Genomic DNA, 12,233 nt, shown 5'->3' with positions numbered 1-12,233 from the left:
AAACTAAGCGCATTTACTCTATTTTGCGGGTAGACACTCATAACTGCATCCCCTATAATCACACACCTAATTTGGCCCCTTAGCTCAGTGGTTAGAGCAGTCGACTCATAATCGATTGGTCCCCAGTTCAAGTCTGGGAGGGGCCACCAAATTCTAGAAGGTTAGTAAGCGTAGTGTTTACTGACCTTTTTTTGTACCTGACGATTTTGGGTCAGGTAATGGGTCAGGTAAGCCCCGATCACGCACTCTTCTCTGAATACAAAAAGGCGCAGCTGGATGATATCAGCTACGCCTTTTATTACGCTCACTGTTAAATTAAGCCATCGGTAAATAGACCGGTGCTTGCACAACAAGCCAAAGTTGATCCATTACCGACTGCGACACTACTTACTCGCGATTGTTTCAAAAGCGGCTTCAGCATCAACCATTCCACCCGAGATCGATAGCACACTGAATGGAACAAGCGTTTCAGGTGATGATGGTTTTTTCACTAACAGCTCAGGATAACGACGGGCGCTATCAAGTAATAGAGCTTTGAGTTCTACTGCGGAGAGCTCTGGATAGCGTGACCACACCATAGCGGCAACGCCTGATACTACAGGTGCAGCCATACTCGTACCACTATAAGTGGCGTAGTTATTGCCTGGCGTAGAAGAGAGAATGCGATAACCGGGTGCAAAGATATCAACCGATTTTTGGCCATAATTACTAAAACTGGCGACAAAATCTTCATTCGCGTATTTCGCTGATGCACCTACGTCTATCCAAGTTGCAATAGGTGACGATTCGTAAGTATCGGCAAAACGATTAGGGAAGCTTGGTTTACTATCATTATCACTTTGGCTATTGCCTGCAGAATGGATGATTAACACACCTTTGCTGGCCGCATAACGAAACGCGTGATCAACTACAAATTTACGTGGTGAATAGCTTTTACCAAAACTCATGTTGATGATTTTTGCGCCATTATCCACCGCATAACGCACAGCATTAGCAATGTCTTTATCGCGCTCATCACCATTGGGCACCATACGCAACGACATGACTTTCACATCTTCAGATAAGCCGTCAATTCCGATACCATTGCGACGCTCTGCCGCAATAATTCCCGCCACATGCGTACCGTGTGATGCATCAGGCCCTTTTACATCATTATTTCCATACCCCTTTTCCCAAGGGTTGCTGATGTCATCTAAAACGATATCAGCACGAGGATCAAACTCAAGGTTGTAGTGGTAATCCAACGCATCTTGGTATCGGCTTCGTCTTGACTCGAGGTAGTCAAACGAATACCAATCGTCGAATAGTGCCAACAAAGCTTGAGCTGCGGAGACGACTTCAGGGTTCGGATGTGACAGTAAAATGAGCAAACCTTCGGCCGTAAAATCTTTATGCTGAGTCAGGGCTGAGATTTGCGATTTATATTGATTCGCTTGCTCAATAGCATCAGTGACCTGCGCGAGCAGGGTTTGGTTACTCTGAACCTCGGCTAGATATTCCGTTTCTATTGCTTGGTAGTAAGCACGTTTTTGCTCAGGTATCCAATCATTGCCTTCTAATAAATCCAGGTATTTTTTGTACTCACGCGTCAGCTCTAATGTATCGTAATCCACATTGATACCAAGCGAGTTGCCTAAGAAATTCCAACCATACACATCATCAATATAGCCATTACCATCATCATCAATGCCATTGTTTGGGATTTCTCCCGCATTAACCCATAACTTGTTCTTTAGATCTTCGTGTTCAATGTCCACGCCCGAATCTAACACCGCCACGATAACAGGCTGAGGTTTAAGAGGGGGCATCAAGGATTCATACACATAATCCGATCCAACCCCTTGGATAGAGGAATAGTTAGCCGAGAGATTAAACCAATCCCCACGCTGTTCAGAACTCCCAATCATACGCATGAAAAACAAACGAGGCTGGGTAGCTTGTGGAGTATAGTCTTCAACAATATTACCTTTTATATCTTTAATAAAAGGCGAATTAATTGGGGTGGGTTCCACACTGACGTTTGCCGAAACCGATGCTGAAACGAGTATTGCTGCAGCAAGAGCAGAATATTTGTATCCTTTATTCATTTTATTACATCCTATTTAATGCGCTTAGAAAGCGACCAAAAAGATAAAACGCAATACAATGAAAATCATTCACAACAACAATAAAACTATACATCCATCTCACTATTGTGAATGCTTTGTGCTGAAAATTTGATCTAAGCACCATTGATACAATGGTGAATAGAAACTCACAAGATATTGATAAATCTATACTTTAACGGCATAAGGACGATCATTAACAAGTGAGATTCGATAGACGGCATCTCAACTTTCAGGCTTGAATCCTAGCGATGGAGTAGAGATAAACACCGTCTAGATTTTACTGGCTTGTAACTAAATCGAATAATCGAAAACGATGATCTCTTCGAGCAAAGGACGAAAGACATCCTTTAGCGCGTTATGCTCTGGATGAGGTAGATAATTTTGGCGCCCTTGCTCATCGCTAAATGTCATTAAAACGCTGTGGGTATAACCTTGGTTTTTGCCTTCAGGGCTGTCGTTCACGCCCCACTCAACGGCAGCGACCCCCTCGATTTTCTCTGGCATGGCTTCAAACAGCGACTTGAGCTGTTGAATGTCGGCAGGCTGAGCTTGTGGTTTGAATTTGATTAATAAGATATGGCGGATCATTGTTCGCTCCGTTTCTGTCTGTAGAATTTCTTTTCATAAAGAGGGATAACGCTGGCTCACTGGTGCTAAAGCTGCTGTGCTTAAAACAATAAAGCGGCACTCAAGGTTTGAAGCGCCGCTTTATTGATTAAATGGGCTACAACCTTAACCAATATTGACTGATGAACCACCAATAATTACGCCACCGCAGTCAACGGCATCGCCGACTCGCGCGGCGGGCTTGCCATCAATCATAACGCTACCCGAGCCCCCTTTAATTGCTCGCGGGTGGCTTGGGTTTTGCGGCTTATCATGAGGCTCTAGCGGGTCCCCCTGCCTTGCCACCGCTTTACCATCAATTTTTACCGTCGGTGACCCAGCGGTGATCGGCGTAGGAGGAAAACCATCATGATCGGATCCGATATCTCCTACTAATGCACCATTTGCCATTGATTTGCTCCTTAATAAAGGTGACTTTTTCTACTTTAAACTTAATTTCAAACGAAACTAGTGCGCGAATGAATCTCTACTAACACGGCAATCTTAAGTAAGTCCCAAACACATTCATCAATCAAGCTCAGCCTTACAATTCCGACCATACTGCAGAGTAAATACTAAATAACTCACTAGATCTTACTTGGCCATCGCCAGATTCAATGCATCAATGTGCAAAAATATCCAACTTTGGCCCCGTATCTGGCTGATTTTTTTGCTGCTCTGCGATTCTTTTCAGAGTTTGCTGATATTCTTCATCACTCATATCACGCCAGCATCGCGGATTGCGCCCAGTTTGCTTATCATAGGCGGCGGTGGTTGGGTCTCTTTCACGTGCAGGCTCAAGCACTAAAATATCAGGCATCGGTTGGCTGATATCCATATAACGTTGAATCATATTCCACAACCGATAATACTCTGCCACCATCTCATTACTGCCGATCAGGTTGCCAATCGGTACTCCAACCGAATAATCATGATAGCGATGCACCAACATCAGGTTGTAATTTAAGTGCCCTTGTGGACTAGGGGCGGACATCAGCACGCAATCAAACTCAATAAACGGATGGCTAAAACGCTCTTTATTGCCTTTTTTAAACAGTGTCACCATGCCGGTTTGGCGATTAAGGCTATAGACTCGCTTACTTTTTAAAAAGGGCGCCAGAAAAAGGTGCCCAGCACTCACCAATTTAAAATGGCCATAAATAAGTAAACAAGGAAGTGTTGTATACAAAGTAACAGTGCCAAAATCGCCAGCCCAATCCTTCCATCCATACGGTCCAAATATCATGGCAGAAATCATGATCAGATAGAGAAGCGGTAAGACAATAATCAGTGAAACTTTTACCATCCCAACAATCATAAAATAGAATTGTGACCAACCAGACAATGCCTCACTATTTAAATCTTTTTCATCCCAAAATAAATTATTTTGATTATATCTTTGCATAGCGGATGGCTCAGTCTCTCTTGCTAGAGCCAATGAAATAGTTTCATTGGCTTTAGTAAAAGGAAATACCTGTCCTTTGGTTAAGACACGCCATAAAAAACCTTGCGCCTCTTTAGGTGGTTGGAGGGTTAATTGCTCTGAGTTATAAGCCATTATCATTCCTAATTTTGTCGATAATCGATTCTACGCTTTACGCTAATACGGTATTTTGCGCCCAATCTTGATCACTGTTGTTATCTAAAGCAAACGTTGGAACCACATTCACAGTGCGAGAATCATCACGCTCTTCTAATGCTAATGTCGGAAAGCTGGCCTGCTCAACGTGCAGCTTGGTTCTGAGCACAAAAACAGACTGGTAGCGATACTGATAAGAGCGCATCATCAGTAGGCTAAAATCGGTACTGTATTCGGGGACGGTTAAATCATATTTAACAAAATAGGCAGTACCTTCATTACGCTGCTCTTGATGGATAACCGTAACATTGTGCGAGCTTAGGTTAATCAGTTCACTGCTTTCCCTTGAACCCGTTCGGCTACTTGTCGTGGTCTTTTTTTCAATCGCTTGCCGAGCGTAAAACTCAACCCTGACCGATTGAGCACTGAGCAATGCCGCTAAATTGGTGTTGACATAAATCACATGGGTAGCACCTAATGCTTGCATCTGCTGAGTAAACGCTTCGGAGAATTCGGTTTGTGCGCCTAAGCGGTACGCTTTAACCGATAGATTGAAAATCAACCCAATAAACCGCTCAAACGCCGTCGTCGGGTCTTGCAAATGTGCGTAAGTCGCCGAGGGTGACTGACCAAACGGGCCATTTTTCAGCCACGCCTCTATTGGAGTATCTTTCCAAAACATGTAGAGCGCGAAACCTGCAACAGACAACCCAATCCCTAACCATGCCACCGGTCCCATACCAAATAACACCGGAGCGCTGGTAGTAAAAAACCCCGTTGCAACCGTGGTGGTTAACGTTCCTATCGCCACCATCCCCATCGCAACGCTGGCATCAAGATCATTTTCTTGCCAACGGCGCATAGCATCCCAACCAGCAATACCCGCAGTTAAAAAACCAGCAACAAGCGTTGTAAGCCCTAAAAAGCTCACTTTTTTTACTAGTTGAACTGCCCCATCTTGAAAAGTAAACCGATCAACCCATGCCTTAGGCATAACAACCGCGGCATTATGTGAAGCTATCGCCAAACGAGAGGCATTTTGTGTATACAGATTTGAAGCATGGGTAATGGCGATACCAAGATCCAGAGCTGCACTTAGCGCGTTAGCAGAAGAGTAAAGAGTATCTGTACGCTGAAGCGCTTTCTCAAAATGATGCTGACTCTGTTTCAGGTTAATCAATTCCACTACCGCAATAAAGTAGGGAATTCTGAATTTTTCATAAGCATTACTGACGTTGAGATCCGTACGATTCATATCCCGTAGCGCTCTTTGCGTATTCGCTTGATTTAGGGCCGCCGCCATGCGACTTTCTTGAGAGATCACCACCACTTTAAGTGGTGATTTAGCCCCGACTGAACCTCGACTTTCTGAAATCAGATCGCTGGAGCTAAAAGCATTTTTATTGCTCGATGCCACCAATTTACCCGAACGATCATACAAACGACCAAAGGCTGACTTCTTCTTCGAGTCAACAAACTCACGATCAGCGGCGCTCAATCCATAACTCAACCCATGACCATGCACGCCAACCACCGTACCTTTAAGCTCAGCGCCACTGACGGGCACATAAGTGATATCTCCCCACATTTTGGCATTAGTGGCTTTCATTAAACCGAGTACAGGGGCATAAGCGGCATTAAATTGGATCACTTTCGCTTCACTGGTGAGATCTTGGCTTAGGTTCAGTAACGTATCAAAGTAACCCTTTAAAATATCATTCATTATACTGGCAATACGCCGTTCAAGGTTAAAAGCCTTTTCCTGGTTGCTATTGGAAGGTGACATAAAAGCCAGATCCATCACTTGTAACTGCTCATCTTGAATGAGCATGTCCTCTTTGGACCACAAAGCTAACGATTCAAGCGTTGCAAATCCAGATCCCGAGTTAAATGGCGGTGGTGCGCTATAGCTAGCTTGCTCCAAATTTATCGTACCTTCTTCTGGAAATAATATTCGGTGCAAAGGATGGTTATCTTTTGGAGAGAGGATTTGTCTAGCGGTTTCTAAATAAGGTGAACGAACGTCACTTTCAGGGTTTGACATTTGATCCAATTTATCAATATTCACGCTCAGAGCGCTCAGCGCATAGCCAACAATCACATGCGCAGCCGATGCGTTAATATCGTTCATTGAACTGATATCACGCAGCACTTGAGCCAATCTCTTCTGGTTCACCTGCAATTGGAGTTTCTCTTGCAATACCTTTACATCTTGGCAACAAAACTGTCGTTCAGTGGTACGTAATGTTCTATGGAAAACGCCTCCATAGTAATTGTCTATATCATTACGATATTGATAGTAAGGATTTTCTTGTTGTCCGAACTTGGCTGGAACCACCAATTTTTGCACTAGCTCTGCAGTGCGATAGTACTTTTGTTGACTCATATCGATATAGACTTGCTGTAAATACCCAACAGCAGATTGAGTAAGAAAAGCGTGATGTCTTAAGTCAAAAAGAGGATCGTCCAATACAATTGCTCTCAGATGACGCTTTTTTGCATCTTCTAAAAAATCTTTCGAGTCACCAATAGTCCACAACTTAGCTTGATTTGGATCTGAGTTGATAATCTCAATCAGTGCGGCTTGCTTAATAGCATATTCATATCGATGAGGTTGAGCATATTTAAAAACCTGTACCGCCTTATCACCGTCTTCATTCGCGGATAAGATTTCCTCTTTAATGGTTTGGTAAGTGCGTGTTACCCACTCCCCAGAGAGATCACGGTTGAGATTAATTGGCTCAGCAAGAAACAACTCCAACTCTGGTGCTCTTATTCGCATTGGCGGCAGTAAGCTAGCTTTCAATACATCGACATTGCTATCCACATTCAACTGATGAAATGCAACAGTTCGTTGAACTAACTCGTTTTGATTCGCCTCAAGATAATTAAGATATTGTGCACTCCACTGAACTTCTGAAAAGGCAAGATGGATCCGTGCCCCCTTGTTATTCTCTTTAGCCGGTATCCAAATCTCTTTTAGTGCCACACCAGTTGCGATTCGAGCTTCATCTTTAAACGGTTTATCTCTACCAGTACGATATTGGTAAAGATTGACATCTTTAAGAGAGTAATCACCGCTATCTTCTGGGCTAATTTGAATTTCACGCCATACTTTATGGTTGTAAAAGATATAAATAAAACCGGCTCGAACAGGAGCAATTCTCTCTTTATAAGTTAACGATGATTGATAAGTAGGTAAAAGCGTTAAAGGTAAAACTGCATGTACCAAATAACCTTGCTCGTCTTTCTTTCTTGGTATGTCTGCCACATTTTGAAAAAGCGGTAATTTGATTGGTTCACCTTCCGCTTCAATTTTCAGCCAAACATTTCGATTGGCACTCTCATCACACCAATCCCAACTGTATACCGTACTTTCATCAAGTTCAGGATCAATACTCTTTTTCGCTTCTAGAGCAGCCTGCTGTGACATATCAGTTAAGTCATAAAACTCAAAGTCTTGTTCAGAGCCATGTTGTATACCCGTTACTTCAATGAAAAACTTTTTACCATCACAGCTCGGACTTGAAGCAAACTTAGTAGACATATGCATTCTCCCTAGACATTAAGTATTCTATGTGTTCGACGATATTTTCTGATGTTTGATGCGATTTCGAATGAAAATTAAGATCATTGAGGGCAACATCATAGCGCTGTATTAAATGGCGTAATCGAGAAGAAATTTGAGGATCTGTTATCTGGTGTTGTGAGCAGAATAAATGAACCATTTTCTGTTTCTGCCAATTCAACTCTTTAATATTGTTTTCTGTAGCCCACTGCACGATCTCATTTTCATGATATTTATCATTGAGAGCATTTTCCTGAGATTCTGTAAGAAGCCAAAGATTTGAAGCAAGCTCCCCCCCCTCACTAACGACTTTGCTCCATTTAGCTAAATCACTGTATGTTTGACGATAAAAATAAAGGCTGCTGAAACATCCCAACCATTTGCCAGTATCGATCGTATCTGAACGCTCAAAAAAATAACTTGCCACTGAAGAACAATAATAATGAAACAGCCCTCTTCGATTACCTGAGAATTGAATATGTAATCGATTCCTTAGTTGAGCTAAGGCAACATCAAAAGAGACATTAAGTGGTGCAGAAAAATACAGTGTATGTTCTTTAGGTAAGATGTTTGTCATTGGATCTTGCTCATACAATGCAATCAACAAAGGGCTACGATTTAGTAATGACTCAACTGACGTCGATAAATATAACGGCTCAACCAAATGCCCAGAGATCCTCTCATAAACTTCAGCATGCATATTATGGTAATCATTGACTAGAGCAAACCAGTTCACTGCAACGTCATTACAGTGGCTATCGAGAACTAACATCATTTATTGTTTCCACAAGGGCAGTCACTTAACGGACAGCTTCCATCAGAACGCTTTTGACAAACCTGAGTGATTGGCATCTCCGTTTTGATATCGGCTATCACTTGTTGAATTAAACTCGCTGTTGGCAAGCTTAAGACCAGCTCATCCGGCGCACTTGGCGCTGCCAACCCCATAGGCAACGCCGCTACAACACCGCCATACCCCGAGCCGCTGCCTGCGCTGCCGCCAGAGTTGAGGTTGATCGCAGGCCCGACTAGGTGCACGCCGCCGCCATCCACTTTGATAAAACTGCCCGCAGCTTTGATGGTGATCTCATTACCCGCATCTAACACCAACTTATTGCCTGCTTTAAGGTGCACTTCATTACCTGAGTCAAAAACCGTTTTTTCACCGATTTTTTGGTGCAGTAAACCACCCACTTCAAGGCTATGATCTAACGCTATTTTCTGACGGCTTTCGCCCTCGACCGTTAGGTGTTGGTTATTTTTGATGTGGCTGAACTGGTCGTTATCCACTGTCAGGTGTTTATCGTGTTTGATGTGGGTGGTGGCATCATTAAGCACTAGCGCTTCATAGTCTTTTTGCGCGTGCAGGTAGATTTTCTCTTGCCCTGCTTGATCTTCAAAACTCAGCTCATTAAAGCCTTCACCTTGATGCGTTTCACTGCGCAGTACGGTTTTGGTTTTGTTATCTGGCAGTGTGTAGGGCGCTTTATTGGTGGCGTGATAAGCGCGGCCCGTGACGATGGGTTGATCAGGATCGCCATTTAAAAAATCGACAATCACTTCATGGCCAATTCTTGGGATAGCCATCATGCCGTATTGGCTGCCAGCCCAACCTTGCGACACCCTCACCCAACATGAACTGTGCTCATCGCCGTTGGAATATCTGTCCCATGGGAAATGCAGTTTAACGCGGCCATACTCATCGCAGAAGATCTCTTCGCCATCGGGGCCAACCACGTGGGCGATGCATGGGCCATCCACTTGCGGCTTGGTGTGTGGTGTTGCGCGCCACGTTACATCGGCCGGGATCAAGGTAAATTGGTTACTGTAGGTCGTTGCACCACTACCGCCAGACTCTTCTAATGCTTGCGGCTGCCGGCCTTGATGGTTTACTTGCACCACAACCCAATCACGGTTCGCGCTATCATCTAAATGCTCGACCAAATCAAACAGGGTTCCGGCTTGCAAACGCGCTTCATTGCTTTGACCTTGTGCAGTACGCGCCTGCCTTCTTAAGTACTCTAAACGAATTTGGTTAAACGCTTTGCCGCTCTCATCGTCTTTAAATCGACCCGGGAAATCAAAATGTTCATAGTGGGTCTGCTGGTAATCCATCGCGGTGCCGAGTGCACTTTGCTTAAAACCGTAAGTCGGTTTTTTAAAGCTGTAATCCGCCAATTGGCTTTCCGCCACTTGCGATTGCGTGTGGCTGATTAAGTTGGAAATGTAAGGCGTATCAGCGATACCACCGGACAGCACATTGTAAGGGATCGGTGTATCAAGCTGCGTTAAGCTTTGGCTATCATCACTGAAAATGAGGGTATGTTTACCTTCTTCATGCAGGAGGTGGTAGACCAAGCCCTCTTCGGCGGCTAAGCGGTGTAAAAAGTGGATATCGGTTTCACGGTACTGTACGCAGAATTCGCGCTGAAGACATTCTCGTTTAAGTGCGAAGGCATAGTCGTCAATGCCCATCTCATGTAGCACAATGGAAAGAATTTCAGGTACAGTTTTAAGCTGGAAGATGCGGCTATTTTGGCGCAGCGACAAGCGCTCTAATGCAGGTACTAAAGTGAGTGAGTAAAAGGTGTGATGATGACCAATATCGCCTTTACTAAACTGGCGCACGATGCCATGCACGCGCTGCACCACACCGCCATTACGGAAAACCGTTAGCTGAGCCGTTTTGTCGACGACATCGATTGCACTCAAAGTTGATTGACGGCTTGCTAGCTCAATGTGGTAACGAAACCCATAACAAGGCTCGCCATTAGCCAGCACACTCTCCGATAAGGATTCTTGTCCTTGGTATTCTCGCACCACAAATGCATCGTCGGCGAGCCCGTCAACCTTTAACGTAAAATTCAGCGTGGCCATCTTCCATCCTCTTTACACTAGAAACAGCAAAGCCTTAAGCAAGTCACACTCATTGAATGCACTTTGCTTAAGGCTAAAAAAGGTGGCTGGCCGGATTGGCTTTGCTTACGCAACATCAGCCAGCCACCCAAATCAAAGCTTACGCTTCTACTGGTTTGCGCCAGTCATCTGAACCTGAAGTACCCGCGTTCACGTGATCCCACAGGATTTTACGGTAAGACATAGAAACCGTAACGTTTTGCGTGAAGTCGCCGTTCGCAGGATCTTGGCAGTGTGGCATTTCGCAGTGAATATCGACGATAGACGCACTTTCAAGTTTAGTGGTGAAGAAGTTCTCTTGTTTACCTTCGATAGACGTGCGGTACCATTTTAGCTCAACCGATTTCATCTTCTCGCCAGACGCCAACGCGTTATAAAGAAGAGGAACCGCTTTATTTAGCGCAACGGTGAATTTGAATGGTTTGTGAACACGTTGACCAGAAGGCTGACCTGATTGTGGGTCAGTCGGTACTGTCACAACGTGGTCAAACATTTGAACCAACATTTGATCTTCATGACCTTCAACGAAAGCATCGCCGATAGAGTCAGTAGAAAGAGCGCCTGCAGTGATGAGACCCTGAGTTTCGCCTTCGATAGAGATATAACATGGAGTTGGCATGACTTAATCCTTATTCAGTAAGAAAAAGCGATGGAAATTGCATCGCGTTATGTAATGTTTCTTAAAGCAAAGGGGATGCCAAAACAAAAATAGTTAAATTTCAATCAATTAGATTATAAGCTTTCATTTTCGAGCAAGAACTTGCTCGTCCGGGTAGAAACTTGCTCGTATCAAGCAATTTTTCGCTGCGATTTCGCAATACGTCACTCTGTATCGCTTTTCCTAATCTAGCCACAATCTGCGGTAGATAACCTTAGCCACCTCAACTAGAATGCGGATTGAACACATTTTTACTTTGGTTGTATGCTCAAACTATCCAACACTATTGAACTGGCAGACTGGGAAATCGAACTTACTGCGATTCGTGCAGCCGGAAATGGCGGGCAAAACGTCAATAAAGTCTCCAGTGCGATCCACTTACGTTTTGACATCAGACGCTCAACGTTACCGGACATCTACAAACAAAAATTACTCGAAAGACCAGATTCCAGAATGACCAAAGAGGGCGTTATTGTCCTCAAAGCGCAATCTCACCGCACCCAAGAGCTGAATAAAGAAGATGCACTCAAACGTCTCAAAGAGATTATTCTTTCTGCGATGGTGATAGAAAAACCGCGCCGGGCAACCAAACCGACAAAAAGTTCTCAACGTCGGCGAGTTGACGAGAAAAAACGGATAGCGGCCAATAAATCATTGCGCGGTAAAGTCTCTTTTTAAATGGCTGGATTGGCAGCAAGGCAAAATAAAGAAGAAAAGAAATAAGCAACCTCGCGCTAAAAACAGCAACGGGAGCACGAAGCTCCCGTCTATTCCAGATCAGCAAAACAAAGGTTCAAT

The 12,233-nt window shown here is 44.1% G+C and carries 9 protein-coding genes and 1 tRNA gene; 2 read left to right on the top strand and 8 right to left on the bottom strand.

All coding sequences use genetic code 11. The features are described 5' to 3' along the window. Positions 1 to 73 precede the first annotated feature (73 nt). Positions 74 to 149, top strand: a tRNA-Ile gene (locus tag AACQ79_RS16125). A gap of 234 nt (positions 150 to 383) precedes the next feature. Here the strand turns inward: AACQ79_RS16125 and AACQ79_RS16120 are convergent. The 8 genes from AACQ79_RS16120 to AACQ79_RS16085 all read right to left on the bottom strand — a co-directional run bounded on the left by AACQ79_RS16120 (position 384) and on the right by AACQ79_RS16085 (position 11,396). Further along, positions 384 to 2,087 carry a S8 family peptidase gene (locus tag AACQ79_RS16120; RefSeq protein WP_094165404.1) on the bottom strand — a complete coding sequence of 568 codons (1,704 nt, stop codon included), beginning with the start codon at positions 2,085 to 2,087 and terminating at the stop codon, positions 384 to 386. Positions 2,088 to 2,399: 312 nt separating this feature from the next. Further along, entirely contained in the window at positions 2,400 to 2,696 is a 297-nt protein-coding gene (locus AACQ79_RS16115; RefSeq protein WP_094123655.1) for a Dabb family protein, read from the bottom strand. 144 nt (positions 2,697 to 2,840) lie between these two features. Then, a complete protein-coding gene (locus AACQ79_RS16110) occupies positions 2,841 to 3,125 on the bottom strand; it encodes a type VI secretion system PAAR protein (protein WP_064624360.1) in 285 nt (94 codons plus the stop codon). A 211-nt stretch (positions 3,126 to 3,336) separates the two neighbouring features. Further along, the gene (locus AACQ79_RS16105) at positions 3,337 to 4,272 is read right to left on the bottom strand and encodes a hypothetical protein (RefSeq protein ID WP_094165400.1); all 936 of its coding nucleotides are present in this window, start codon (positions 4,270 to 4,272) and stop codon (positions 3,337 to 3,339) included. A 37-nt stretch (positions 4,273 to 4,309) separates the two neighbouring features. Next, positions 4,310 to 7,840 (bottom strand): toxin VasX, encoded by a 3,531-nt coding sequence (locus tag AACQ79_RS16100; protein WP_170899389.1) that lies wholly within the window; start codon positions 7,838 to 7,840, stop codon positions 4,310 to 4,312. Next, positions 7,830 to 8,636 (bottom strand): DUF4123 domain-containing protein, encoded by an 807-nt coding sequence (locus AACQ79_RS16095; protein WP_094163458.1) that lies wholly within the window; start codon positions 8,634 to 8,636, stop codon positions 7,830 to 7,832. The genes AACQ79_RS16100 and AACQ79_RS16095 overlap by 11 nt, the downstream gene beginning before the upstream one ends. Next, a complete protein-coding gene (locus AACQ79_RS16090; RefSeq protein WP_170899388.1) occupies positions 8,633 to 10,738 on the bottom strand; it encodes a type VI secretion system Vgr family protein in 2,106 nt (701 codons plus the stop codon). The genes AACQ79_RS16095 and AACQ79_RS16090 overlap by 4 nt, the downstream gene beginning before the upstream one ends. A 139-nt stretch (positions 10,739 to 10,877) precedes the next feature. Further along, positions 10,878 to 11,396, bottom strand: a complete 519-nt coding sequence (locus AACQ79_RS16085) for an Hcp family type VI secretion system effector (RefSeq protein WP_013857791.1) — start codon at positions 11,394 to 11,396, stop codon at positions 10,878 to 10,880. 303 nt (positions 11,397 to 11,699) lie between these two features. Between AACQ79_RS16085 and arfB the strand changes: the two genes are divergently transcribed. Further along, the gene (arfB, locus tag AACQ79_RS16080; protein ID WP_017043428.1) at positions 11,700 to 12,113 is read left to right on the top strand and encodes an alternative ribosome rescue aminoacyl-tRNA hydrolase ArfB; all 414 of its coding nucleotides are present in this window, start codon (positions 11,700 to 11,702) and stop codon (positions 12,111 to 12,113) included. The last annotated feature ends 120 nt before the right edge of the window (positions 12,114 to 12,233 follow it).

Source organism: Vibrio sp. 3-2(1) (assembly GCF_963887575.1).
GTDB classification, from domain to species: Bacteria; Pseudomonadota; Gammaproteobacteria; order Enterobacterales; family Vibrionaceae; genus Vibrio; species Vibrio anguillarum.
This window is presented reverse-complemented; position numbering and strand designations above follow the sequence as displayed.